This window comes from Aquitalea sp. LB_tupeE, from assembly GCF_013391415.1.
Taxonomy (GTDB): domain Bacteria; phylum Pseudomonadota; class Gammaproteobacteria; order Burkholderiales; family Chromobacteriaceae; genus Aquitalea.
In genome coordinates this window covers 1-24,288 of the sequence record NZ_JACAXB010000011.1, presented here as the reverse complement: position 1 = coordinate 24,288, position 24,288 = coordinate 1, and the positions used below count along the sequence as shown (strand labels likewise).

The 24,288-nt window shown below is 58.1% G+C and carries 23 protein-coding genes; 17 read left to right on the top strand and 6 right to left on the bottom strand.

The features are described 5' to 3' along the window. Positions 1-130 precede the first annotated feature (130 nt). The 6 genes from HWX34_RS04300 to HWX34_RS04275 all read left to right on the top strand — a co-directional run bounded on the left by HWX34_RS04300 (position 131) and on the right by HWX34_RS04275 (position 8,334). A complete protein-coding gene (locus tag HWX34_RS04300) occupies positions 131-1,912 on the top strand; it encodes an acyl-CoA dehydrogenase (RefSeq protein WP_178971144.1) in 1,782 nt (593 codons plus the stop codon). A 245-nt stretch (positions 1,913-2,157) separates the two neighbouring features. Next, positions 2,158-3,288: a glutamine-hydrolyzing carbamoyl-phosphate synthase small subunit gene (gene carA / locus HWX34_RS04295; protein WP_178971143.1), complete on the top strand. Its 1,131-nt coding sequence runs from the start codon at positions 2,158-2,160 to the stop codon at positions 3,286-3,288. A gap of 23 nt (positions 3,289-3,311) precedes the next feature. Then, positions 3,312-3,968: a leucine efflux protein LeuE gene (gene leuE, locus HWX34_RS04290; RefSeq protein WP_178971142.1), complete on the top strand. Its 657-nt coding sequence runs from the start codon at positions 3,312-3,314 to the stop codon at positions 3,966-3,968. Between the two features lie 26 nt (positions 3,969-3,994). After that, complete coding sequence (gene carB, locus HWX34_RS04285) at positions 3,995-7,204, top strand: carbamoyl-phosphate synthase large subunit (RefSeq protein ID WP_178971141.1); 3,210 nt, start codon at positions 3,995-3,997, stop codon at positions 7,202-7,204. A gap of 167 nt (positions 7,205-7,371) precedes the next feature. Continuing rightward, positions 7,372-7,848, top strand: a complete 477-nt coding sequence (gene greA / locus HWX34_RS04280; protein WP_045845402.1) for a transcription elongation factor GreA — start codon at positions 7,372-7,374, stop codon at positions 7,846-7,848. Positions 7,849-7,905: 57 nt separating this feature from the next. Next, the gene (locus HWX34_RS04275) at positions 7,906-8,334 is read left to right on the top strand and encodes a DUF4149 domain-containing protein (protein WP_178971140.1); all 429 of its coding nucleotides are present in this window, start codon (positions 7,906-7,908) and stop codon (positions 8,332-8,334) included. Between the two features lie 96 nt (positions 8,335-8,430). Here HWX34_RS04275 and HWX34_RS04270 read toward each other — a convergent pair whose 3' ends face one another. Further along, positions 8,431-8,757 carry a YhbY family RNA-binding protein gene (locus HWX34_RS04270; protein ID WP_370459670.1) on the bottom strand — a complete coding sequence of 109 codons (327 nt, stop codon included), beginning with the start codon at positions 8,755-8,757 and terminating at the stop codon, positions 8,431-8,433. A 142-nt stretch (positions 8,758-8,899) separates the two neighbouring features. Between HWX34_RS04270 and rlmE the strand changes: the two genes are divergently transcribed. The 4 genes from rlmE to glmM all read left to right on the top strand — a co-directional run bounded on the left by rlmE (position 8,900) and on the right by glmM (position 13,907). Then, positions 8,900-9,517 carry a 23S rRNA (uridine(2552)-2'-O)-methyltransferase RlmE gene (gene rlmE, locus HWX34_RS04265; protein WP_178971139.1) on the top strand — a complete coding sequence of 206 codons (618 nt, stop codon included), beginning with the start codon at positions 8,900-8,902 and terminating at the stop codon, positions 9,515-9,517. 80 nt (positions 9,518-9,597) lie between these two features. Then, a complete protein-coding gene (gene ftsH, locus HWX34_RS04260) occupies positions 9,598-11,508 on the top strand; it encodes an ATP-dependent zinc metalloprotease FtsH (RefSeq protein WP_178971138.1) in 1,911 nt (636 codons plus the stop codon). A gap of 68 nt (positions 11,509-11,576) precedes the next feature. Further along, complete coding sequence (folP, locus tag HWX34_RS04255; protein WP_178971137.1) at positions 11,577-12,425, top strand: dihydropteroate synthase; 849 nt, start codon at positions 11,577-11,579, stop codon at positions 12,423-12,425. A 147-nt stretch (positions 12,426-12,572) separates the two neighbouring features. Further along, on the top strand, positions 12,573-13,907 hold the full coding sequence (glmM, locus tag HWX34_RS04250) for a phosphoglucosamine mutase (protein WP_178971136.1): 1,335 nt from the start codon (positions 12,573-12,575) through the stop codon (positions 13,905-13,907). 68 nt (positions 13,908-13,975) lie between these two features. Here the strand turns inward: glmM and alr are convergent, their stop codons facing one another. Further along, entirely contained in the window at positions 13,976-15,046 is a 1,071-nt protein-coding gene (alr, locus tag HWX34_RS04245; RefSeq protein WP_178971135.1) for an alanine racemase, read from the bottom strand. 116 nt (positions 15,047-15,162) lie between these two features. On the opposite strand from alr, the gene HWX34_RS04240 reads away from it, so the two are divergent. Next, on the top strand, positions 15,163-15,792 hold the full coding sequence (locus HWX34_RS04240; RefSeq protein ID WP_045845395.1) for a DedA family protein: 630 nt from the start codon (positions 15,163-15,165) through the stop codon (positions 15,790-15,792). A gap of 60 nt (positions 15,793-15,852) precedes the next feature. Here HWX34_RS04240 and HWX34_RS04235 read toward each other — a convergent pair whose 3' ends face one another. Further along, the gene (locus tag HWX34_RS04235; protein ID WP_089083143.1) at positions 15,853-16,179 is read right to left on the bottom strand and encodes an FKBP-type peptidyl-prolyl cis-trans isomerase; all 327 of its coding nucleotides are present in this window, start codon (positions 16,177-16,179) and stop codon (positions 15,853-15,855) included. Positions 16,180-16,337: 158 nt separating this feature from the next. On the opposite strand from HWX34_RS04235, the gene HWX34_RS04230 reads away from it, so the two are divergent. After that, positions 16,338-17,120, top strand: a complete 783-nt coding sequence (locus HWX34_RS04230) for a DUF2189 domain-containing protein (RefSeq protein ID WP_178971134.1) — start codon at positions 16,338-16,340, stop codon at positions 17,118-17,120. A gap of 10 nt (positions 17,121-17,130) precedes the next feature. Further along, on the top strand, positions 17,131-18,084 hold the full coding sequence (locus HWX34_RS04225) for a D-2-hydroxyacid dehydrogenase (RefSeq protein WP_178971133.1): 954 nt from the start codon (positions 17,131-17,133) through the stop codon (positions 18,082-18,084). 69 nt (positions 18,085-18,153) lie between these two features. On the opposite strand, the gene HWX34_RS04220 is transcribed toward HWX34_RS04225, so the two are convergent. After that, complete coding sequence (locus HWX34_RS04220) at positions 18,154-18,633, bottom strand: DUF1841 family protein (protein WP_045845391.1); 480 nt, start codon at positions 18,631-18,633, stop codon at positions 18,154-18,156. A 58-nt stretch (positions 18,634-18,691) separates the two neighbouring features. Here HWX34_RS04220 and HWX34_RS04215 point away from each other — a divergent pair, with 58 nt between their 5' ends. Further along, positions 18,692-19,186, top strand: coding sequence for a glutathione peroxidase (locus HWX34_RS04215; RefSeq protein WP_178971132.1), 495 nt, complete (start codon positions 18,692-18,694; stop codon positions 19,184-19,186). 127 nt (positions 19,187-19,313) lie between these two features. On the opposite strand, the gene trmB is transcribed toward HWX34_RS04215, so the two are convergent. Together trmB and HWX34_RS04205 are read right to left on the bottom strand one after the other, a co-directional pair. Continuing rightward, positions 19,314-19,994: a tRNA (guanosine(46)-N7)-methyltransferase TrmB gene (trmB, locus tag HWX34_RS04210; protein WP_178971131.1), complete on the bottom strand. Its 681-nt coding sequence runs from the start codon at positions 19,992-19,994 to the stop codon at positions 19,314-19,316. Between the two features lie 36 nt (positions 19,995-20,030). Next, entirely contained in the window at positions 20,031-20,948 is a 918-nt protein-coding gene (locus HWX34_RS04205) for an NAD(P)H-binding protein (protein ID WP_178971130.1), read from the bottom strand. A gap of 41 nt (positions 20,949-20,989) precedes the next feature. On the opposite strand from HWX34_RS04205, the gene HWX34_RS04200 reads away from it, so the two are divergent. From HWX34_RS04200 to arcD, 3 genes are all read left to right on the top strand, one after another. Further along, positions 20,990-22,024, top strand: a complete 1,035-nt coding sequence (locus HWX34_RS04200) for a CDP-6-deoxy-delta-3,4-glucoseen reductase (RefSeq protein WP_178971129.1) — start codon at positions 20,990-20,992, stop codon at positions 22,022-22,024. A 233-nt stretch (positions 22,025-22,257) separates the two neighbouring features. Then, a complete protein-coding gene (locus HWX34_RS04195; protein WP_082086308.1) occupies positions 22,258-22,395 on the top strand; it encodes a DUF3149 domain-containing protein in 138 nt (45 codons plus the stop codon). 375 nt (positions 22,396-22,770) lie between these two features. Continuing rightward, positions 22,771-24,210, top strand: coding sequence for an arginine-ornithine antiporter (arcD, locus tag HWX34_RS04190; RefSeq protein ID WP_178971128.1), 1,440 nt, complete (start codon positions 22,771-22,773; stop codon positions 24,208-24,210). Positions 24,211-24,288: the final 78 nt, after the last annotated feature.

Sequence of the window (24,288 nt, the reverse complement as noted above, 5' to 3'; positions counted from 1 at the left end):
CTTCGTGGAGGAGCCAGCTTTCCCGTCACTCACTCAGTGGCGGGAAGGTGCGCTCATGCATCAGGTAGACGGCGTGCCGGTTTTTTCATATCTACGACGATTGTTGTGCAGCAAGAATGAGGAGAGATTCATGATCTATAACGCGCCAGTCAAAGAAATCCGTTTTGTACTGAATGAATTGGCCGAGTTGACCTCGGTGTGCAGCCTGCCGGGTTATGAAGACTGCTCGGTAGAACTGGTGGATGCCATTCTGGAAGAGGCCGCCAAGTTTGCCGAAGGCGTGCTGGCTCCCATCAACAAGCAGGGTGACAAGGGTGCCACGCTGAAAGATGGTGAAGTGACTGCCGCCCCTGGTTTCAAGGACGCCTGGCAGCAATATGTCGAATCCGGCTGGGTGGGCCTGCGTGCTCCGGCTGATTTTGGCGGGCAGGGTATGCCGGCACTGGTGGCGATTGCCGCTGAAGAAATGTGGTGCTCCTCTAATCTGGCTTTCTCGCTGGCACCGCTGCTGACGCTGGGTGCGGTGGAGGCCATTCATCACCATGCCTCGGAAGAACTGAAGGCGGTGTATCTGCCACGCATGTCCAGTGGCGAATGGACTGGCACCATGAACTTGACCGAGCCGCAGGCCGGTTCTGATCTGGCCCAGGTGCGCTCGCGCGCCGTGCCGCAAGCGGATGGCAGCTATCTGGTGACCGGCCAGAAGATTTTCATCACTTGGGGTGAGCACGATATGGCCGACAACATCGTCCATCTGGTGCTGGCCCGCCTGCCAGATGCACCGGCCGGGGTGAAAGGCATTTCCCTGTTCATCGTGCCCAAGTTCCTGGTCAATGCCGATGGCAGCCTGGGTGCGCGCAACGATGTGCGTTGTGTATCGCTGGAACACAAGCTGGGCATTCATGGCAGCCCGACTGCCGTGATGAGCTTTGGCGACAATGGCGGTGCGGTCGGTTATCTGGTGGGCGAGGCCAACAAGGGCTTGGGCTATATGTTCACCATGATGAACCACGCCCGTCTGGGGGTGGGTGTGGAAGGCATGTCGGTATCCGAGCGTGCCTACCAGAAGGCGGTGGAATATGCCCGTGACCGCGTGCAAAGCCGTGCCATCGGCTCGCCCGACCCGTCTGGTGTTGCCATCATCAAGCATCCTGACATCCGCCGCATGCTGATGACCATGCGTAGCCAGATCGAAGCGCAACGCGCCCTGGCCTTCTACACCGCCGCTGCGCTGGATCGCGCTTCACGTCACCCGGTGGCCAGCGAAGCTGCGCGCAATCAGGCGCTGGTGAACTTCCTCATTCCCATCGTCAAGGGCTGGAATACCGAACAGGCCAACGAGCTGACCAGCCTGGCGGTGCAAGTGCATGGCGGCATGGGCTTCATCGAGGAAACCGGCGTGGCCCAGTTCTATCGCGATGCCCGTATTACCGCCATTTACGAAGGCACCACCGGCATCCAGGCGCTGGACCTGATTGGCCGCAAAACCTTCAGCGAAGGCGGTGCCACCGCCCGTGCGCTGCTGGATGAGGCGCGCGCCACCGCCGGCAAGCTGGAAGCTGCCGGTTACGCCAGCATGGCGAGCAATCTGCAGCAGGCCGCTGCCGAGGCGGAGCGTTGCGTGGCCTTCATTCTGGAGAGCTTTGGCACGCAGCCGCAGCTGGCGGCAGCCGGTTCGGTGCCTTTCCTCAAGCTGATGGGTATTGTGCTGGGTGGCTGGCAACTGGGCCGCGCCGCGCTGATTGCCCGTGAAAAGCTGGGTGAGGATGGTGTGGACGAGGATTTCCTCAAGGCCAAGATCACCACCGCCCGCTTCTTTGCCGAGCATCTGCTGCCACAGGTTGGCGGTCTGGCGGCCGCCATTGTGGACGGGGCTGACAGCGTGCTGGAACTGGACGAGAACCTGTTCTAAGCCCACGTTTTCCTGCTGCCGACAGCCACCTGCTGGTGGCTGTTTCTTTATGTAAAGGTATGGGAGATCAGGCAGGGGAAATCAGGAAGTGATGCAAAAACAGGTGCTTGTGACTTGTTTCAACTGGCCGAAAGCGGTATGATGGTAAGGTTTAACCAAACGGGACAGGCGCAAAACGTCGTGTCCCGTTATTCACATAAAAATCCGCAAAAACATACAAGCGAAAACGCAACAGGAGCTAGTCAGTGTCAACCGTACCAGCGATCCTCGTCTTGGCTGACGGTACCCTCTTCAAGGGCAGTGCCATCGGAGCCACCGGCCATACGGTCGGCGAAGTGGTATTCAATACCGCCATGACCGGGTATCAGGAAATCCTCACCGATCCCTCCTACACCAAACAAATCGTCACCCTGACTTATCCCCACATCGGTAATGTCGGCGCGAATTCGGAAGATACCGAATCCCGCGCCGTTTTCGCATCCGGTCTGATCATTCGTGATCTGCCGCTGCTGCACAGTAACTTCCGCGCGGAAGATTCGCTGTCCGACTACCTGGCCAAGAACAATGTCGTGGCCATTGCCGATATCGACACCCGTCGTCTCACCCGTATCCTGCGTGAAAAGGGTGCCCAGCCCGGCTGCATCATGGCTGGCGCCGATCTGGACGAAGCCCGCGCACTGGAACTGGCACGCGGTTTCGGTTCCATGGCCGGTCAGGATCTGGCCAAAGTAGTGAGCTGCACCGAGTCCTACCAGTGGAAACTGGGCGAATGGAAACTGGGCAGCGGCTACAGCGAGAAGACTGAAACCCCGTTCCACGTGGTGGCTTACGACTTCGGTGTAAAGCACAACATCCTGCGCATGCTGGCCGAACGCGGCTGCAAGCTGACCGTGGTGCCGGCGCAGACGCCGGCCAAGGACGTGCTGGCGCTGAATCCGGATGGTGTGTTCCTTTCCAACGGCCCGGGTGATCCGGAGCCGTGCGACTACGCTATCGCCGCCATCCGCGAAATCCTGGAAACCCGCCTGCCGGTATTCGGCATCTGCCTGGGTCACCAGCTGCTGGGCCTGGCCACTGGTGCCAAGACCAGCAAGATGAAGTTCGGCCACCACGGTGCCAACCACCCGGTGCAGGATCTGGACAGCGGCCGCGTGATGATCACCAGCCAGAACCACGGCTTCCAGGTGGATGAATCCACCCTGCCGGCCAATGTGCGCGTGACCCATCGCAGCCTGTTCGACCAGACTGTACAGGGCATCGCACTGACCGACCGTCCGGCCTTCTCCTTCCAGGGACACCCGGAAGCGAGCCCGGGCCCGGAAGACGTGGCCTATCTGTTTGACCGCTTCATCACGGCGATGAGCCAGGCGAAGTAAACGGACCAGAACGGAGAACAAGCATGCTGGGCATTACCGATATCACCACCTACCTGATCGGCACCATCATCATCGTGCTGCTGCCAGGCCCCAACTCCATGTATGTGCTGTCGGTGGCAGCGCAGCGCGGCATTCGTCGCGGCTTTGTCGGGGCGTGCGGGATTTTTGTCGGTGATGCCATCCTGATGACGCTGGCCGCCACAGGGGCGGCAGGGGTGCTCAAGGCCAATCCGGCCCTGTTTGCCGTGGTCAAGTATGCCGGTGGCGCTTACCTGACCTGGCTGGGCCTGCAGATGCTGTGTGGCGCCTGGCGTGCCTGGCGCAATGCTTCCCGCGGGGAAGCTGCTGTGCCGGAAGCCCGCCGCGAAGTGGACGCCAGCCGTCCCTTCGTCAAGGCGCTGGTCATCAGCCTGATGAACCCCAAAGCCATCTTGTTCTTCGTGTCTTTCTTCGTGCAATTCGTCGACCCGGCCTATCCGCACCCGGTGCTGACCTTTCTTGCGCTGGGCACGCTGCTGCAGTTGTGCAGTGCCCTTTACCTGGCCACCATCATCGTGTCCGGCGCAAGACTGGCCGAAGCTTTCCGCCGCCGCCGCAAACTGTCCTCTGCCATGTCTGGTGGAGTGGGCGCGCTGTTTCTGGGCTTCGGGGCCAAACTGGCGGCAGCCAGCCTGAACTGAACAATTGAAATTGACTGAGCGATAACATGCCGAAACGTACCGACCTCAAGAGTATTCTCATCATCGGCGCTGGCCCCATTGTGATTGGCCAGGCCTGCGAGTTTGACTACTCCGGCGCACAGGCCTGCAAGGCCCTGCGTGAAGAAGGTTACAAAGTCATCCTGGTGAACTCCAATCCGGCCACCATCATGACCGACCCGAACATGGCCGATGTCACCTACATCGAACCGATTACCTGGCCTGTTCTGGAAAAAATCATTGCCAAGGAACGCCCGGACGCCATCCTGCCCACCATGGGCGGCCAGACCGCACTGAACTGTGCGCTGGACCTGGGCCGTAACGGCGTGCTGGAAAAGTACAATGTCGAGCTGATCGGTGCCACCGAAGACGCCATCGACAAGGCCGAAGACCGTGGCCGCTTCAAGGAAGCCATGGCCAAGATCGGCCTGTCCTGCCCGCTGTCCTTTGTTTGCCACACTATGGAAGAGTCGCTGGAAGCGCAATCCAAGGTGGGCTTCCCCACGCTGATCCGTCCGTCCTTCACCATGGGCGGCTCCGGTGGCGGTATCGCCTACAACAAGGAAGAATTCCTGGCGATCTGCGAGCGCGGTTTTGAAGCGTCTCCCACCCATGAACTGCTGATCGAGCAGTCCGTACTCGGCTGGAAAGAGTACGAAATGGAAGTGGTGCGCGACAAGAAAGACAACTGCATCATCATCTGCTCCATCGAGAACTTCGACCCGATGGGCGTGCACACCGGTGACTCCATCACCGTGGCTCCGGCACAAACCCTCACCGACAAGGAATACCAGATCATGCGTAATGCATCGATCGCGGTACTCCGTGAAATCGGCGTGGACACCGGCGGTTCCAATGTGCAGTTCGCCACCAATCCGGTGAACGGCGAAATGATCGTGATCGAGATGAACCCGCGTGTATCGCGCTCTTCGGCACTGGCTTCCAAGGCTACCGGTTTCCCGATTGCCAAGGTTGCAGCCAAGCTGGCCGTGGGTTACACCCTGGACGAACTGAAGAACGACATCACCGGTGGTGCCACCCCGGCTTCGTTCGAACCGTCCATCGACTACGTGGTCACCAAGATTCCGCGTTTCGCCTTCGAAAAATTCCCGCAAGCTGACAACCGCCTGACCACCCAGATGAAGTCGGTGGGCGAAGTGATGGCCATGGGCCGCACCCTGCAGGAATCCATGCACAAGGCGCTGCGTGGCCTGGAAACCGGCCTGTCCGGCTTCAACCCGGTCACCACCAACGAAGAAACCATCCGTCACGAAGTCAGCACCCCGGGACCAGAACGTATCCTGTACGTGGCCGATGCCTTCCGCGTTGGCATGAGCCGTGACGACGTGTTTGCCCTGAGCAAGATCGACCCGTGGTTCCTGGCCCAGATCGAAGACATCGTGGGTGAAGAAAAAGCACTGGCCGGCCGCAAGGTGGAAGAGCTGGACTTTGACGAACTGCGTCGCCTGAAGCGCAAGGGCTTCTCCGACCGTCGTCTGGGCGAACTGCTCAATACCGACCAGGCTGCCGTGCGCGCCAAGCGCTGGGCACTGGGCCTGCACCCGGTTTACAAGCGAGTGGATACCTGCGCGGCCGAGTTCGCCACCTCCACCGCCTACATGTACTCCAGCTACGAAGAAGAGTGCGAAGCCCAGCCGACCGACCGCAAGAAGGTCATGGTACTGGGTGGCGGCCCCAACCGTATCGGTCAGGGTATCGAATTCGACTACTGCTGCGTGCATGCCGCGCTGGCGCTGCGTGAATCCGGTTTTGAGACCATCATGGTCAACTGCAACCCGGAAACCGTATCCACCGACTACGACACGTCCGACCGTCTGTACTTCGAGCCGCTGACGCTGGAAGACGTGCTGGAAATCTGCCGCATCGAAAAACCGTTCGGCGTGATCGTACAGTACGGCGGCCAAACCCCGCTGAAGCTGGCACGTGCGCTGGAAGCCAATGGCGTGTCCATCATCGGCACCTCGCCGGACATGATCGACGCAGCCGAAGACCGCGAGCGTTTCCAGAAACTGCTGAACGAGCTGGGCCTGAAACAGCCGCCGAACCGCACCGCCCGCACTCCGGCCGATGCGATGAAGCTGGCCGAGGAAATCGGGTATCCGCTGGTAGTGCGTCCGTCCTACGTACTGGGCGGCCGCGCGATGGAAATCGTGCACGAACCGGCCGATCTGGAACGCTACATGCGCGAAGCCGTGAAGGTGTCCAACGACAGCCCGGTGCTGCTGGACCGCTTCCTGAACGACGCCATTGAAGTGGACGTGGATTGCATTTCCGACGGCAAGGACGTGGTCATCGGCGGCATCATGCAGCATATCGAACAAGCCGGTGTGCACTCCGGTGACTCCGCTTGCTCGCTGCCGCCGTACAGCCTGTTCCCGGCCGTACAAGATGAAATCCGCCGTCAGACCGAAGCCATGGCGCGTGCGCTGAACGTGGTTGGCCTGATGAACGTACAGTTCGCCATCCAGGGCGACACCATCTTCGTGCTGGAAGTGAACCCGCGTGCCTCGCGTACCGTACCGTTTGTTTCCAAGGTAACCGGCGCACCGCTGGCCAAGATCGCTGCCCGTGCCATGGCCGGCATCGGCCTGGCCGAGCAGGGCTTCACCAAGGAAGTAATCCCGCCGTACTACGCAGTGAAGGAAGCCGTCTTCCCCTTCATCAAGTTCCCGGGCGTCGACACCATCCTGGGACCGGAAATGAAGTCCACCGGCGAAGTAATGGGCGTGGGCAAGAGCTTTGCCGAAGCCTTCGTCAAGAGCCAGCTGGCCGCCGGCGACAAGTTGCCGCGCACCGGCAAGGTGTTCCTGTCGGTACGTCAGTCCGACAAGAATGGTGCGGTTGACGTGGCACGCGAGCTGCAACGCCTGGGCTTTGGCGTCTGCGCCACCCGTGGCACTGCCAAGACCCTGGCCGAAGCCGGCATCGTGGTGCAGGTGGTCAACAAGGTGAACGAGGGCCGTCCGCACATCGTCGACATGATCAAGAACGGCGAAATCGACGTGCTGGTCAACACCGTGGACGAAAAGCGTCAGGCTATCCAGGACAGCCATTCCATCCGCCGCAGTGCCTTGCAGGCGCGCATTCCGCAGTACACCACCCTGGCTGGTGCCAAGGCCGTGTGCGTGGGCATGGCCCATGTGGAAGAGTTTGATGTCTACAGCGTCCAGGAACTGCACGCCTCCATCAAGCCTTGACGTGGTTGACTGTCGGAATGTGATGGCAAGTTGTGCGTTGAAGCTTTGAACCGCGGACGATTTGCCGTTACAATCCAGACATTGAACTGCAACAGCCAAGCCGCCGTCTCGTACGGCGGCTTGTGTTTTTGATGACGGCGGGGGTACCGCCTCAGGAGAGCACCCGAATGAACAAAGTCCCGTTAACGCTGCGTGGCGCCGAACTTCTCAAAGAAGAACTGCAACGCCTGAAAAGCGTGGAGCGCCCGGCGGTGATCGAAGCGATTGCCGAGGCACGGTCGCATGGCGATCTGTCCGAGAATGCCGAATACGATGCGGCCAAAGAGCGCCAGGGCTTCGTGGAAGGCCGTATCGCCGAACTGGAAGGCAAGATTTCCAACGCCATGATCATCAACCCGGCCGAGCTGGACGCTGATGGCCGCGTGGTGTTTGGTGCCACCGTCGAGCTGATGGATCTGGAAACCGAAGACCAGGTAACCTACCAGATCGTCGGTGACGACGAAGCCGACATCAAGCTGTGCAAGGTGTCGGTCAATTCGCCGATCGCCCGTGCGCTGATCGGCAAGGAAAGCGGCGACGTGGCCGAAGTGGTGGCCCCGGGCGGCATTCGCGAATACGAAGTGCTGGACGTCAAATACATCTAAGCAGACAGATCAAACGCGCGTTTTAGCGCGTTTTTGCTGTGGAGTCAGGGAGCACGCATGGACGGATTGCGAGCGATAGCCAGAACCTTCTGGATTGGTGGCTTGTGGGTGATAGGCATCATCGTCGCCCCGGTATTGTTCCGGTCGCTGGATACCGTGACGGCTGGCATGGTAGCCGGCAAATTGTTTGCCGCCATTGCCTGGGTAGGGCTGGTGTGTGGGGTATTCCTGCTGGTGGATGCGATCTGGCGCAATGGCGTGCGCGGCATGAAAGAAGCCAGTTTCTGGCTGATTGTCGGCATGCTGCTGTGTACCGTGATCAACCACTTTGCCGTAACGCCCATCATCGCGGCCCTCAAGCTGCAGATGAACCACGCGGCAGAAGGCCTGTTTGGCGGTGGTTTTGCTACCTGGCACGCCATTTCCAGCCTGATTTACCTGGTGCAGAGCCTGATGGGCCTAGCCTACATCCTGCGCCGTGATTGACCTTGTAATACCGCCAATGGCCTGTCCACAATAAGGTGCGGGCAAAATAAAAGCGGTGGCAAGCCACCGCTTTTGCTATACCGCCCAAGGGCAGTATCAGGATTGGGAAGCAATCTTCAGCGCTTTCTTGTTCTTGGGCAGAACAATGCGCTGCTTGTCGCTGGGGCGCCACAGTACCAGCAATTTGCCGATATGCTGCACCGGTGCCGCACCCAGTTCGTCGCAAATTTGCTCGTAAAGCGCAATGCGCGCAGCGCGGTCATCACCCTGAACACGGATCTTGATCAGTTCATGGGCATCCAGGCTGATGGCGATTTCGCGCAGTACGGAGTCGCTCAGGCCGTTGTTGCCGATCATCACGACCGGGCTGAGAGTCTGAGCCAGGCCCTTGAGATGCTGGCGCTGGAAAGGTTGCAGTTCGATTTTCATTGGACAGGCTTGGTTTCAAAGCAAAACCGGATTCTACTAGAGTTTGGCCCATAGCCCAAACTCTGGTCACAAACAGACTGAAAAACAACAGGATAGCCGACATGGCTGACCTGAGTGAAATGGCAGGAAACGACTCATGGCAAGAAGTACCAGCAGCAATACCTGGCTGCGCGAGCATGTTAACGACCAGTATGTACAGATGGCCAAGAAAGATGGCTATCGGGCGCGGGCAGCCTACAAGCTGCTGGAAATCAACGAAAAAGACAAACTGATCCGCCCGGGCACGGTACTGGCCGACCTGGGCAGCGCACCGGGCAGCTGGTCGCAGGTGGCTGCCCGTATTGTTGGGCCGCAGGGGAAGGTATTTGCGCTGGATATTTTGCCGATGAATCCGATTGCTGACGTCGACTTCATTCAAGGCGACTTCCGTGAAGATGAAGTGTTGGCTGAGTTTGTCGATCTGCTGGATGGTCGCGCGCTGGACCTTGTAATTTCCGACATGGCACCCAATATCTCAGGAATGAGTGCCATGGATCAGGCCAGAAGCTTCCTGCTGTGTGAGCTGGCGCTCGAATTTGCACGTGATCATCTGAAACCTGGCGGCTGTTTTCTCGTCAAAGTGTTCCAGGGCAGCGATTTCCAGGCCTACCTGCAGTCCATGCGAGACCTGTTTGACGAGGTGCTTACCCGCAAACCCAAGGCTTCGCGTGACCGCTCCAGCGAAATTTACCTGCTGGGCAAGGGCCGACGCTGACATATGCCCCCTCGGGGTTTACAATTCATTCCAATGCAATATACAACCGTAAAGTCAGGGCACAGAGGAGTCCGCTACTCGTGAACAATATCGGCAAAAACATCGCCATCTGGGTCATCATCGGTCTGGTACTGATGACTGTATTCAATCAGTTCAACAAACGTCAGGATGCCCAGAACCAGATCGAATACTCGCAATTCATCAGCGATGTCGAATCCGGCAAGGTGCAGTCCCTGAGCATTGAGGGCCATCCGCTGCGTGGCCAGTGGCTGAAGGGCAAGCGCACCGATGGTTCGGCATTTGCCACCTATGCGCCCTACGATCCGCAACTGGTCGAAGACCTGATCAAGAACAATGTCCGCTTCTCGGCCAAGCCGGAAGAAGAACCGTCCATGCTGATGAGCATCTTCATCAGCTGGTTCCCGATGCTGCTGCTCATCGGTGTGTGGGTATTCTTCATGCGCCAGATGCAAGGTGGTGGCAAAGGTGGTGCCTTCTCCTTTGGCAAGAGCAAGGCGCGCATGCTGGACCAGGACACCAACACCGTAACCTTTGCCGATGTGGCCGGTTGTGACGAAGCCAAGGAAGAGGTGAAGGAAATCGTCGATTACCTGCGCGACCCTTCCCGCTACCAAAGCCTGGGTGGCCGCATCCCGCGCGGCATCCTGCTGTGCGGCTCGCCGGGTACCGGTAAAACCCTGCTGGCCAAGGCCATTGCCGGTGAAGCCAAGGTACCGTTCTTCAGCATTTCCGGTTCTGACTTTGTCGAAATGTTTGTCGGTGTGGGCGCCGCCCGTGTGCGTGACATGTTCGAGCAAGCCAAAAAGAACTCTCCTTGCATCATCTTCATCGACGAAATCGACGCGGTAGGTCGCCAGCGTGGTGCCGGTCTTGGCGGCGGTAACGACGAACGCGAACAGACCTTGAACCAGCTGCTGGTGGAGATGGACGGTTTCGAAACCAACCAGACCGTCATCGTGATCGCCGCGACCAACCGTCCGGACGTACTGGACCCTGCCTTGCAGCGTCCGGGTCGTTTCGACCGTCAGGTGGTGGTACCGCTGCCGGACATCCGTGGCCGTGAACAGATTCTGTCGGTGCACATGCGCAAGGTGCCGATTGCCGCCGATGTGGAAGCTTCCATCATCGCTCGTGGCACACCGGGTTTCTCCGGTGCCGATCTGGCCAACCTGGTGAACGAAGCCGCGCTGTTTGCTGCCCGTCGCAGCAAGCGCCTGGTGGACATGCTGGATTTTGAATCGGCCAAGGACAAGATCATGATGGGTGCCGAGCGCCGCAGCATGGTGATGACCGAGGAAGAAAAGCGTAACACTGCTTATCACGAATCCGGTCATGCGGTGGTGGCCAAGTTGCTGCCCAAGTCCGACCCGGTGCACAAGGTCACCATCATCCCGCGCGGTCGTGCGCTGGGTGTCACCATGCAACTGCCGGAGCAGGACCGCTTTGCATATGACCGCGGCTACCTGCTGGACCGTCTGGCCATTCTGTTTGGTGGCCGTATCGCCGAAGAACTGTTCATGAACCAGATGACCACTGGCGCTTCCAACGACTTCGAACGTGCCACCCAAATGGCGCGCGACATGGTGACGCGCTACGGCATGTCCGACAAGCTCGGCCCCATGGTGTATGGCGACAACGAGGGCGAGGTATTTCTGGGCCGTTCGGTCACCACCCACAAGAACATGTCGGAAGCCACCATGCAGCAAGTGGATATGGAAATCCGCCGCATCATCGACGAGCAATACGCCCTGGCCCGTCGCTTGCTGGATGAGAACCGCGACAAGGTGGAAGCCATGACGGCTGCCCTGCTGGAGTGGGAAACCATCGACGCCGAGCAGATCAACGACATCATGGATGGCAAGCCGCCACGTCCGCCCAAGCCGGGCAGTGGCTTCCCGGCCAAACCGGAGGAAAAGGCAGCCCAAGCCACACCCGTAGAACCGACATCCACCCCGGCTCAGGAACTCTGATAACCGGTTTCCACAGGGTGATAGCGCAGGCTGTCACCCTGTTTTGCATTTATCTGGCAGAATTTTCCATGCAATTGCTTCAATGCGGGCGCTTCCAGCTCGATCTTTCCCGGCCCATGATCATGGGCATCCTCAATGTCACCCCCGACTCCTTCTCTGACGGTGGTCGCTACAATACGCTGGACTCTGCATTGCTGCGCGCGCAAAGCATGCTGGCTGATGGCGCAGCTATTCTGGATATTGGTGGCGAATCCACCCGTCCCGGTGCGCCAGAAGTCAGCGTGCAAGAGGAAATGGACCGGGTGCTGCCGGTACTGGAAAAGCTCAAGGACATTGGTGCGCCTTTGTCATTGGATACGCGCCGAACCGCGGTGATGCAAGCGGCTTTGCAACTGGGGGCTGTCGACCTCATCAATGACGTGTCTGCGCTGGAAGACGATGGCGCGGTGGATGCCGTAGCTGCATCCCAGGTGGCACTGTGCCTGATGCACAAGCAGGGTAACCCGGACAGCATGCAGCATGCGCCGGCGTATCAGGATGTGGTCGACGAGGTTGGACAATACCTGCGACGTCGGGTGCAGTTATGCCTTGATGCGGACATTGCTGTCGAGCGTTTGCTGATTGATCCAGGCTTCGGTTTTGGCAAGACACTGGAACATAACCTGCAATTACTGGCAGGCTTGCAGCGTATCGAGGCCATCAGCGGCATTCCACTACTGGTTGGCCTGTCGCGCAAAAGCATGCTGGGTGCCATTACCGGCGAGGCTATTCCATCAGAACGACTTGGTGCCAGCGTCGCAGTGGCGCTGTTGTCCTTGCAAGGCGGTGCCAAAATCGTGCGGGTACACGATGTCAAAGCCAGCCGGCAGGCGCTGGAAGTCTGGGCTGCATTGCAGCCGTATTCGGCCTCAAGCTGATTTTACCATCGGGTGTTATCTGATTTGCCTGCTGCAGTCTTGCACTGCGCACGGGACTGGCAGGTACAATATGCCTGTTCCGTAGGGTTATTGTTGCAGCTACCCGTTGCTGGCCAGGTGCTACAGCAACGTGACTAGGATGATGAAATGAGTCGCAAATATTTTGGTACGGATGGTGTACGTGGTGAAGTAGGGCAGTTTCCCATTACCCCCGATTTTGTTCTCAAGTTAGGTCATGCAGCTGGACGGGTGCTGGTGGATCATGACAAGGATCACCGCCCGACAGTTCTGGTGGGCAAGGACACGCGTATTTCCGGCTATATGCTGGAAGCGGCCTTGCAAGCCGGCTTTACTGCCGCAGGGGTCAATGTGCTGCTGACCGGCCCACTGCCCACCCCTGGTATTGCCTACCTTACCCGCGCCCTGCGTCTGGAAGCCGGTGTGGTGATTTCGGCATCACATAATCCCTATCAGGATAATGGCATCAAGTTCTTTGCCGAGGGAGGCAAGAAGCTGGATGACACGCTGGAGCTGGAAATCGAGGCCATGCTGGAACAGCCGATGACCACCAATTGCTCGGCCGAGTTGGGGCGTGCCCGCCGTATTTCCGGAGCTGCCGAGCGTTATATCGAATTCTGCAAGAGTACTTTCCCCGGCGAGCGTAATCTGAAGCAACTGAAGTTGGTGGTGGATTGTGCCAATGGTGCCACCTATCACATTGCACCCAAGGTATTCCATGAACTGGGCGCAGAAGTCGTGGTGATTGGCGGTGAGCCAGATGGCTACAACATCAACGACAAGGTCGGAGCAACTTATCCGAAAACCCTGCAAGTTGCCGTGTTGGAGCACCATGCTGACTACGGGATTTCGCTGGATGGCGACGGTGATCGTCTGATCATGGTGGACCGCCATGGCAAGGTATACGACGGCGACCAGTTGATTTACGTGATTGCCAAGGCGCGTGCGGCCCAGGGCGAGCTCAAGGGTGGTGTAGTCGGTACGGTGATGACCAATATGGCCATGGAGCTGGCGCTCAACAAGCTTGGCGTGGCCTTTGGCCGTGCCAAGGTAGGCGACCGCTACGTGCTGGAAATGCTGCATGCCAACGGCTGGCTGGTGGGTGGCGAGGCCTCGGGCCACATCCTGTGCCTGGACAAGCACACCACAGGCGATGGCATTATCTCCAGCTTGCAGGTTCTGGCCAGCCTGGCCGAACTGGGCATCAGTCTGGAAGAAGCCTGCAGCGACTGGACGCCCTTCCCGCAAACCATGATCAATGTCCGTCACAATGGTTGCGACTGGAAAGCGGCATCTGCCGAGGCACTGTCTGCCGCAGAAGCTGCGCTGAGCGGGATTGGCCGCGTGGTGTTGCGTCCTTCCGGCACCGAGCCGGTGGTACGGGTGATGGTAGAGGCCAACGACCGTAGTTTGTCGGAAAGGTGGGCCAAAGAAATTGCTGCCACCATCGAACGTGTAGCCTGATTCAGTCGGGCTGCAAAAAAAGCCGCTGTTTGTTGCAGCGGCTTTTTTTATGGAGGCGTGTGATCGGTTCAGATCAAGCGGCGCGGTACGCGCGGCGCAATGGCACACATCAGCTCGTAGCCAATGGTGCCGGCAGCGGCAGCCACTTCTTCTATCGCCACATTTGGCCCCCACAGCTCCACCCGGCTGCCGATGGTGGCTGCAGGAATATGGGTCAAGTCCACCACCAGCATGTCCATGGATACCCGGCCCACGGTGCCGCTGCGCATGCCTTCCACCATCACCGGAGTGCCATTGGCGGCAATGCGCGGGTAGCCGTCGGCATAGCCGCAGGCGACGATGCCTATTCGCATCGGCTTGTCGGCCTTGAAATTCAGACCATAACCCACGGCGTCGCCGGCTTGTAACTGCTGGATGGCAATGATGTCCGCGCTCAATGTCATGGTGGTTTGCAGGCCAAGCGCAGCACCCTGACATTCGGAAAAAGGCGAGCAGCCATACAGGGTGATGCCGGGGCGGACGATAGCACCATGGGTGTGTGGATGGCGGAAGACTGCGGCAGAATTGGCCGCACTGATGGCCAGGCCACTAGCAGTGGCGACCGGCGCAAAGCGTTGCCATTGTGCCGCCACACCACGATCGTCATCCGCAGTGGCGAAGTGCGTCATGATGGTGCTCAGCTGCACTTGCGGTAATGTGCGCAGTTGCTGCATCACGGAGGCAGCCTGTTCCGGACGGAAGCCCAGCCGGTTCATGCCGCTGTTGATCTTGAGCCACACTTCCACCGGTTGTTGCAGGGAACCTTCCGGTAACCAGGCAATCTGGTGAGAGGAGTGAATGGCACCGGCAATGCGGTATTCTGCCATGGCCTCCACTTCGGACTGGTCGAACGGCCCTTCCAGCAGGGTAATCGCCTGCTGGATGCCTGCCTTGCGCAGGGCGATGGCATCTTCAATATTGAGTAAGGCAAATCCGTCGGCAATGTCAGCCAGGGCAAGGGCGCAGCCCAGTGCACCGTGGCCATAGGCATCAGCCTTGATTACGGCCAGCGCAGAACAGCCTGCGGCTTGTTGACGGGAATGCAGATAGTTATGGCGCAGGGCGGAATGATTGATTTCCACCCGTATGGGGCGTGTCATGTCAAGAAAGGATAAGGTCGAGGTGTGCTATTATAAGCGCCCGATCATGCACTCGGACAATCAGCCCGTGGCCAAATCTTGTGACAGGACAAGACTGTGCCGGTCGGCGGAGCACTATGGACATACTGCAGATACTTCTCGATTTCTTTACCGGTTACGGTTATGTGGCTGTCTTTACCGTATTGCTGGTGTGTGGTTTCGGTGTTCCGATTCCGGAAGACATCACGCTGGTGGCTGGCGGCATCATTTCCGGCCTTGGCTATGCTGATGTCGATATCATGTTTATGGTGGGGATGGCCGGGGTTCTGGCTGGTGACGGCATCATGTTTGCTGCGGGGCGTTTCTATGGCCACAAGGTTCAGCGTTTCCGTCCCATCGCCCGCATCCTGACGCCCGAACGCTTTGAAGCTGTGCAGGAAAAGTTTGAAAAATACGGTACCTGGGTGCTGTTCGTTGCCCGTTTCCTGCCCGGCTTGCGTTCTCCCATCTTCATTACCGCTGGCATGACACGGCGCGTACCCTATTGGCGTTTCTTGCTAATGGATGGCTTTGCCGCGCTGATTTCCGTGCCGGTGTGGGTTTACCTGGGCCATTACGGTGCCACACAGCGCGAATGGCTGATGCATATGGTGCATCGTGGCCAGATGGGTATTCTTTCCGTGGTCGGAGTATTACTGGCTGGTCTGGCGATTCTCTACCTGTGTAAGCGCAAGAAATGCTGTGAGGATTCCGGCCTGAAAAAATGAGCCGGACTGCCAAATGAAAAAGCCACCGCGACGGTGGCTTTTTCATGCACAGAAGACGGATCAGCCCACCTGCAGCAGTTCCACTTCGAATACCAGGGTGGCATTGGGCGGAATCACGCCACCAGCACCGCGTGCACCATAACCCAGTTCTGCTGGAATGGTCAGCTTGCGCTTGCCACCTACCTTCATGCCAACGACGCCCTGATCCCAGCCCTTGATCACATGGCCGGCACCCAGCGGAAAGCTGAAGGGCTGGAAGCGGTCCTTGCTGGAGTCGAACTTGCTGCCATTGGTCAGCCAGCCGGTGTAATGCACAGTCACTTCCTGGCCGGCGACAGCTTCGGCACCTTCGCCCACCGTCAGGTCTTCAATGATCAATTCGCTCATCTTGTGTTCCTTGTATCTGGTTCAAGCAGGCTCGTATTGTACCAGTTGCCGCGCGCTGTGGTCTGACAGCATTGATTTGCAATTTGTATTTTGCAATCAGTAGCTTATAAAGAATTAACTGTCTGGTTTACCCACCCACCACCAGAAGGGGATTCGTCATGGACATCACCCACGGCTCGTCCCGGGAACACCCGGTTGTTCATCATGTTGAAGTTTCCCAAACCATGGTCTGGCTGCAGCAGGGCGTGAAGGACCTGCGCCGCGCACCGGCCGATGCGATGTTTTATGGTGCCGTTTTTGTCTTGATGGGCTATCTGTTGATTGCCTATTTCGATAGCGCGCCACAGTTCGTACTTACCTTGTCCACGCTGTTCCTGCTGGCCGGGCCGTTTCTGGCCATTGGTCTGTATGATCTGGCGCGCCAGCATGAAAACACGTTTGCCACGCAGCGGGTCAATTTGTGGCACAGCATGCTTGCCTGGCGAGTCAATCTCCCCGGCTTTACCCTGTACGCCGCCTTGCTGGCCTTGATGGTGTTTGGCTGGTTCCGTGTTTCACTGCTCATGTTTGCGCTGTTTTTTGATACCGCAGCCCTGCCATCACTGGACAGCTTGTTGAGCAATGCCCTGTTGCCGGAAAACATGACATTCCTGCTGGCCTATTTTGGTGTCGGCTTCCTGTTTGCGGTGGCGGTGTTCTCGCTCAGCGTGGTGGCCATCCCGATGATGCTGGACAAGGATGTGGACACGGTGACCGCCATGATCAACAGCGTGCAGGCGGTGTACAAGAATCTGCTGACGATGGCGGTATGGGCCGTTATGATTGTGGCTCTTACTGCGGTGGGCTTTGCTACCTATTTCATTGGCCTGATCGTCATCATGCCCGTACTGGGGCTGGCCAGCTGGCATGCTTACCGCGCCATGATTTCCTACGAAAGCTGACGCCAGACTGATGAGCCAACCTTCCATCGTATTCCTCGACCGGGACAGCCTGCCTGTCCCGGTTCCCGCTTTTCCTTTTGCCCATGCCTATCGCGAAATTTCCGCCACCACGGTGGAGCAGATTGTCCAGCATGTGGGTAATGCCGACATCGTGATCACCAACAAGGTGCTGTTCAGCCGTGAAACCCTGCTGCAGTTGCCGGGGGTGAAGATGCTGGCGGTGGCGGCCACCGGCTACAACCATATCGATATCGCCACTTGCCGTGAGCAGGGCATTGCGGTGGCCAACATCCGCCATTACGGCGACGAAACCGTGGCCGAGCATGCGTTTACCCTGATGCTGGCCCTGATGAAGAATCTGCCGGCCTACCAGCGCGATGTCGCTGCCGGTGTCTGGGAGCAGGCCAAGCAGTTCTGCCATTTTGGCGCGCCCATTCGCGACCTCAAGGGTGCCACGCTGGGTATTCTGGGCGCGGGCGGCATTGGTCAGGCGCTGGCCGAACGTGCTCGCGCCTTTGGCATGCATGTGCAGTTTGGTGAGCGCAAGGGCGTTACCACCGTGCGCGATGGCTATGTCAGCTTTGATCAGCTGCTGGCCAGTTCGGATGTGCTGTCCTTGCATTGCCCGCTGAACGAAGAAACCCGCAACATGATTGCCCAGCCGGAATTGATGGCCATGAAGCCGGGTGCCATCCTGATCAACACCGCGCGTGGCGGACTGGTGGATGAAGAAGCGCTGGTGGCTGCACTCAAGTTCGGCCAGTTGGGTGGCGCTGGTTTTGATGTGCTGAGTACGGAACCGCCGTCGGCTGGCAATCCGCTGCTCAAGGCGCGCTTGCCGCACCTGATTGTCACGCCGCATGTCGGTTGGGCCAGTCAGCAGGCCATGCAGCGTCTGGCACAACAACTGGTGGACAATGTCACGGCCTTTGTCAGCGGTCAGGAAGCCAATCGCCTGGTGTGAGCGCAATGGCGAAGCACATGAAAAAAGCAGGCTTGCGAGCCTGCTTTTTTGTTTCGCGCCTGAATATGCTCAGTCCGGAATATCGTTCGGATTGATGCGCGGTGTTTCTTCTTCGCCCATGCCAAGCTTGCCGCGCACACAGGAAATGTAGCGGTTCACATCCGGGCCGCCACCATAGCGCTGTGCATGCCAGATCATCTCGCCCAGGCATTCCATCATCTCGTGCTGGGCACGATGCTCGTTGCCATGGCGCAAGGCCAGCTGGGCGTAGAGCGAACGGATGCCGAAGGGCTGGTCGATGGAACGCTGTTCCTCGATGGCCACATGCAGGCCCATGTGCAGGAACGGGTTGGTCTCGCCCATTTCCGGCGTCCATTCCTGTTCCAGGTACTTTTCCGGATGATTCAGGATGGAGTGGTACTCGGGGTGGTCTATAAGAATGGAAAGCACGATCTTTTCCAGATCGGTCAGGACGCTGCCGGTCTGGTGTTTTTTCCAGGTTTCAAAAAAGAAGCCGCGCGCATCCTGGCGGCTAGGTGAGAACAACATGCGCAATACCTGAGTAGGTTTCTCGGATAAGGCCTGATTATACGGAATGGAGCCCACCATGACCACGCTTTACGATTTTTCCGTGCCCCTGCCGGATGGCAGTTCCATGGCACTGAGTACCCTGCAGGGCCAGGTGGTACTACTGGTGAATACGGCCAGTGAGTGTGGTTATACCCGGCAATATGCGGGCCTGCAGGAATTGCATGACAGCCTGTCCGGTCAAGGCTTGCGGGTGCTGGCCTTTCCCTGCAACCAGTTTGGCGGGCAAGAGCCCGGTACCGATGCACAGATCGCCAGTTTCTGTGCCAGCCGCTTTCAACTGACGCTGCCGCTGTCGGCCAAGGTGGAGGTTAACGGCCCGCATGCACACCCTTTGTGGCGCTGGCTGACCCAGGCAGATAGTGCACATCCTCACCCGGTGAAATGGAATTTCACCAAGTTTCTGCTGGATGGCAAGGGCAGGGTAGTGAAGCGCTTCGAGCCGGCAGTGGCTCCACATGAACTGCTGCCGGACATCGAAGTCTTGCTGAGCCGGCGTGTTACTGCCGATTAGAACGGGTCTGGCTCAGAACCGCGAACAAAACCTCGTAGAGAACCCGGGCCAAGGCGCGCCGCCGCAGCCAGTACATGGCGTACGGCAAGGCGGTGCAACGCTGGAGCGGGAGTTTTGTTCGCGGGGCTTACTTGCGACGGAAGATGATGTCCCATACGCCATGACCCAGCTTGATGCCACGGGCCTCAAACTTGGTCAGCGGACGGTAGTCCGGGCGCGGGGCATAGCCATCGGCGCTGTTGGCCAGGTCGCTATTGGCGCTGAACACTTCCATGATCTGGATGGCGTAGTCTTCCCAGTCGGTAGCAGCGTGCAGATAGCCGCCTGGCTTCAGTTTCCTGACCAGTTTTTCCACCAGCGGGGCCTGAATCAGGCGGCGCTTGTTGTGGCGCTTCTTGTGCCATGGGTCGGGAAAGAAAATATGCACGCCGTCCAGGCTGCCGTCGGCCAGCATATTGTCCAGCACTTCTACGGCATCGTGACGGATGATGCGCAGATTGCTCAGTTCCTTTTCAGCAATCAGCTTGCACAGATTGCCCACGCCCGGGGAGTGCACTTCCACGCCCAGATAGTCGATGTCGGGATTGGCCGCAGCAATGTCTGCGGTTGCACCACCCATGCCAAAGCCGATTTCCAGCACCTTGGGGGCCTGGCGGCCAAAAGCCTGCTCCAGGTCGATGACGGTTGGCTGATATGCAATGCCCCATTTGGGCATGCCCTCGTCCATGGCGCGTTGCTGGCCTGCAGACAGATGTCCCTGACGCAGCACAAAGCTTCTGATGGCGCGCCCGAATGCCGGATTTTCCATGTGATTCAAACAGATAATTGCAAGAAGACGCGAATGTTACCGAATCTTGCCGCCCTTAGCGAGTGCCACGCTCTGCCAGGCGGGATTTGCCGCCAGTTGTGCGACAAATTCGCGTGCAGTGGGGTAGCGCAGCGTCACGCCCAGTTCTGCCAGGCGATGATGGCGAAAGCGGCGCGACTCGGCCATGTAAGACCATAAACCCGGGCTGACCGCAGCTTGTACTTCTGCGCGGGATAGCCTTGGCGGCAGTGGCATGGACAGCGCCTCGGCCAGCATGGCATACCAGTCGGTAATGGTGAGGGGTTCCTGATCGCAGGCATTGTAAATGCGGATGCCGCCACGGTTTTGCTGCAGGCTGGCAATACACAGGCTGGCCAGGTCGTCAGCGTGGATATGGTTGCTGTAGCTGTCTTCTTCTGGGCGGATCAGCGGGGTGTTTTGCACAAGACGGGTCAGTGGCAGGCGTTCCAGCGCATAAATCCCCGGGGCCCGCAAAACGGTCAACTGGCTGCCATGGCGGCGGGCAAAGGCACGCAGGGTGTTTTCTGCATCCAGCCGACGCCAGGCGCGTTCGGTTTGCGGCATGGGGGGCGAGCATTCATCCAGCCAGCGGCCATGGTTATTTCCATACACGCCAGTAGTGCTGATATAGCTAATACGCTGTGGTATCCTGTCGGCTTTTGCCAGTGCGTACAACAACTTGCGCGTGCGGCTGTCGCGCATTCCGTGGCTGGGTGGCGGTGCGGTTATCCACAGCGCATCAGCCAGACCGGCCAGCCGCTCAAGGCTGGCGGCATCGTCCAGATTGGCCATGATCGGGATGGCACCACCGGCGCGCGCGGTTTCTGCGGCGTGTGCGTGATGTGCCAGAACCAGCACTTTCCAGTGCTGCACGAGTCGGGGCAGGGCCCGTTGGGCGACATCACCCATGCCTGCAATCAATAAAGTACGCATAGGCTGCATCTTACCGAGATTTGGAATAATAAAGGTACCCAATGACTTCCCAGGTCAAAGTGCTCCCGAGCGGGCATACGTTCAGTGTTGAAGCGCATGAAACCATTCTGGAAGCGGCTTTGCGCCAGAATGTCGGTTTGCCTTATGGCTGCCGTGATGGTGCCTGTGGCGCCTGCAAGGGCAAGGTGGTAGAGGGTGAGGTTAGCCAGGATGGCTATCAGGAAAAGGCATTGCCGGAAAGCGAACGTGTCCAGGGCATGACCCTGTTCTGCTGTGCCCGTCCGCAAGGCGATATCACCATTGAAGCCCGTGAAGTGGCCGGTGCCGGTGACATCCAGATCAAGACCCTGCCGTGCCGCGTGGAAAGCATGGTCAAGATGCATGATGTTGCGGTGCTCAAGCTCAAGCTGCCGGTTTCCGAGCGCCTGCAGTTCCGCGCCGGTCAGTACATCGACATCCTGATGAAGGATGGCAAGAAACGCAGTTTTTCCATCGCCAATGCCCCGCATGACGATGCCTTCCTGGAGCTGCATATCCGTCATCAGCCCGGTGGCAGTTTTTCCGACTATGTCTTCACCCAGATGAAAGAGCGCGAGATCATGCGCTTCAAAGGCCCAATGGGTTCTTTCTTCCTGCGTGAAGATTCGGACAAACCCATCATTTTCGTGGCCAGCGGTACCGGTTTTGCGCCGGTCAAGGGCATCATCGAGCACGCCATCCATCATGGCATCCAGCGCCAGATGGTGCTGTACTGGGGCGCACGCACCAAGGCCGACCTGTACATGGCTGACCTTGCCGCCAGCTGGCAGGCCGACAATGCCAATATCACCGTGATTCCGGTGTTGTCCGAAGCGCTGCCGGAAGACGAATGGCAAGGTCGTACCGGCTTTGTACACCAGGCGGTACTGGATGACTTTGCCGATCTGTCCGGCTACCAGGTGTATGCCTGTGGCGCGCCGATCATGGTGGAGTCCGCCCATCGCAGCTTCATTGCCGAACGCAAGCTGCCGGAAGACGAGTTTTTCTCTGATGCCTTCTTCCTGTCCAAGGATATGGGTGGTAACAAGCAGCCCTGATCTGCTTGCGCTTCGCCAATCAAACAGCCCCTGCATGCAGGGGCTTTTTCATGTGTGTATTTTTTTGTCATGCTGTCCGCAAGCAGCATGATGCTGATTTTCAGGCATTTTTCTATCTGGATGGCGCGGCGTACGGATTGTTGATTTGTGTCAACATCCACAATTTTTGTAGGGTTATTATGACCATCGACTAATCAATCAAGGCGGCAAACGCCAGCTATGAGGAGTGGGAGATGGAACTGCTAGGTCAACTTCTTTCCGACGATGTCGGTGTTCTGGGTTTGGCAACCATTGTCTTTGCTACTGTGGTGGTATGTGGTGTGATTTTTGTGATCAGTCGTAAGGTAAAGAACGCAGGACCGAACGACTGACAGGGTTTTATCGTGGTGTGTGTCTAGATTTCCTCTTGATGTGTGTGTTGGTGGATACGGTGGTGGGCCGTATCCATTTTTTTTGCCTGCTGTTTATCTATCAGTCTTTATTGAAAAATAATTTCTTAAAAATTATCAATAAAGAATATGGACATATAAAAAAATCCAATTTGGATAGATAGGCCCCCCAGCCTATAACGCAGCCATCTTTCTTCTGTCCCTCTGTTTTGTTCGTTTTTTTCATTTGATCCTGATCAAACATCTGTATGCGCTTTCTGGAAGCCCGAGGCTTCGATGATTATCATTGCATCATTGAATTAGAAATTAATAATATACAGATAGTTTTCAGATCAATGTATTTCACGGAGAACGAAAATGTCCACTGATACAGAAGTGCAAGGTGGCGGAGCACCCAAACTGAAACTGGGTGCACTTACCGCACTGGTAGTGGGTTCCATGATTGGCGGCGGCATCTTTTCGCTACCGCAAAACATGGCGGCAGGTGCCGGTGCCGGCGCCATCATCATTGGTTGGGCCATCACCTTCTTGGGCATGCTGACACTGGCATTTGCCTTCCAGATGCTGGCCAACCGCAAGCCGGAAGTCGAAGGCGGGGTTTATGGCTATGCCCGGGCAGGCTTTGGCGACTACATGGGCTTCAACTCGGCCTGGGGTTACTGGATTTCGGCCTGGATCGGTAATGTTTCCTACTTTGTGGTGATGTTCTCGGCGCTGGGCTTCTGGTTCCACGCTTTTGGCGACGGCAATACGCCGACTGCCATCATCTGCGCCTCCATCCTGTTGTGGGGCCTGCATTTCCTGGTATTGCGTGGCGTGCATGGTGCAGCTTTCATCAACACCATCACCACCATTGCCAAGTTGGTACCGCTGGCGCTGTTCATCGTGCTGGTCGTGTTTGCCTTCAAGATTGACACCTTCAATCTCGACTTCTGGGGTAATCCGAAACTGGGCTCCATCGTCGATCAGGTGAAGAGCACCATGCTGGTGACCGTGTGGGTGTTCATCGGTATCGAAGGCGCGTCGATGTTCTCGGGCCGTGCTGAAAAAATGAGCGATGTGGGCAAGGCTACCGTAGTGGGTTTCCTGCTGACCATTGCCTTGCTGGTGGCTGTATCGGTACTGGCACTGGGTGTGATGACCCAGCCGGAACTGGCCGCACTGAAGAACCCGTCCACTGCCTATGTGCTGGAAAAGGCCATTGGCCCCTGGGGTGCCAACATCATGAACGCTGGTCTGGTGATCTCTGTCGGTGGTGCGCTGCTGGCCTGGACACTGCTGGCCGCTGAAGCACCTTACCTGGCAGGTAAAGACGGCGTGATGCCGCGCATCTTCGGCACCACCAATGCCAATGGTTCCCCGGCAGCTTCGCTGTGGCTGACCAACGGTCTGATCCAGCTGTTCCTGATCATCACCCTGTTCAGCTCGGCCGGTTACCTGGCACTGCTGTCGCTGGCCACCTCGATGATCCTGATTCCTTACCTGCTGTGTGCCGTGTACTCCTTCATGGTGGCTCAGCGTGGCGAAGGCTACCAGGCTGGTGAAGGCAAGGGTCGTGACCTGAGTATTGCCGGTATCGCCAGTGTGTACGGTGTATGGCTGATCTATGCCGCTGGTGTGAAGTACCTGTTCCTGTCGATGGTGCTGTACGCCCCGGGCCTGCTGTTCTACCTGTGGGCCAAGAAAGAACACGGTGAGAAGCCGTTCAAGGGGGCTGAAGCCGCACTGGCCGCCATCATCGTAGTGCTGGGTGCCATTGCCGCCTACGAACTGATCACCGGCCAGCTCACCCTCTGACCTGAAAACAATACGGAGGAGCGCCGAGAGCGCGCTCCCCGACTCCCTTACCCGAATTGCAGGAGTTTGATCATGACA

Excerpts from the sequence above, each read along its gene's own strand:
- HWX34_RS04300 (WP_178971144.1), top strand. The coding sequence starts at position 131 with ATGATCTATAACGCGCCAGTCAAAGAAATCCGTTTTGTACTGAATGAA.
- leuE (WP_178971142.1), top strand. The coding sequence starts at position 3,312 with ATGCTGGGCATTACCGATATCACCACCTACCTGATCGGCACCATCATC.
- carB (WP_178971141.1), top strand. The coding sequence starts at position 3,995 with ATGCCGAAACGTACCGACCTCAAGAGTATTCTCATCATCGGCGCTGGC.
- greA (WP_045845402.1), top strand. The coding sequence starts at position 7,372 with ATGAACAAAGTCCCGTTAACGCTGCGTGGCGCCGAACTTCTCAAAGAA.
- HWX34_RS04275 (WP_178971140.1), top strand. The coding sequence starts at position 7,906 with ATGGACGGATTGCGAGCGATAGCCAGAACCTTCTGGATTGGTGGCTTG.
- rlmE (WP_178971139.1), top strand. The coding sequence starts at position 8,900 with ATGGCAAGAAGTACCAGCAGCAATACCTGGCTGCGCGAGCATGTTAAC.
- folP (WP_178971137.1), top strand. The coding sequence starts at position 11,577 with ATGCAATTGCTTCAATGCGGGCGCTTCCAGCTCGATCTTTCCCGGCCC.
- glmM (WP_178971136.1), top strand. The coding sequence starts at position 12,573 with ATGAGTCGCAAATATTTTGGTACGGATGGTGTACGTGGTGAAGTAGGG.
- alr (WP_178971135.1), bottom strand. The coding sequence starts at position 15,046 with ATGACACGCCCCATACGGGTGGAAATCAATCATTCCGCCCTGCGCCAT.
- HWX34_RS04240 (WP_045845395.1), top strand. The coding sequence starts at position 15,163 with ATGGACATACTGCAGATACTTCTCGATTTCTTTACCGGTTACGGTTAT.
- HWX34_RS04235 (WP_089083143.1), bottom strand. The coding sequence starts at position 16,179 with ATGAGCGAATTGATCATTGAAGACCTGACGGTGGGCGAAGGTGCCGAA.
- HWX34_RS04230 (WP_178971134.1), top strand. The coding sequence starts at position 16,338 with ATGGACATCACCCACGGCTCGTCCCGGGAACACCCGGTTGTTCATCAT.
- HWX34_RS04225 (WP_178971133.1), top strand. The coding sequence starts at position 17,131 with ATGAGCCAACCTTCCATCGTATTCCTCGACCGGGACAGCCTGCCTGTC.
- HWX34_RS04220 (WP_045845391.1), bottom strand. The coding sequence starts at position 18,633 with ATGTTGTTCTCACCTAGCCGCCAGGATGCGCGCGGCTTCTTTTTTGAA.
- HWX34_RS04215 (WP_178971132.1), top strand. The coding sequence starts at position 18,692 with ATGACCACGCTTTACGATTTTTCCGTGCCCCTGCCGGATGGCAGTTCC.
- trmB (WP_178971131.1), bottom strand. The coding sequence starts at position 19,994 with ATGGAAAATCCGGCATTCGGGCGCGCCATCAGAAGCTTTGTGCTGCGT.
- HWX34_RS04205 (WP_178971130.1), bottom strand. The coding sequence starts at position 20,948 with ATGCGTACTTTATTGATTGCAGGCATGGGTGATGTCGCCCAACGGGCC.
- HWX34_RS04200 (WP_178971129.1), top strand. The coding sequence starts at position 20,990 with ATGACTTCCCAGGTCAAAGTGCTCCCGAGCGGGCATACGTTCAGTGTT.
- HWX34_RS04195 (WP_082086308.1), top strand. The coding sequence starts at position 22,258 with ATGGAACTGCTAGGTCAACTTCTTTCCGACGATGTCGGTGTTCTGGGT.
- arcD (WP_178971128.1), top strand. The coding sequence starts at position 22,771 with ATGTCCACTGATACAGAAGTGCAAGGTGGCGGAGCACCCAAACTGAAA.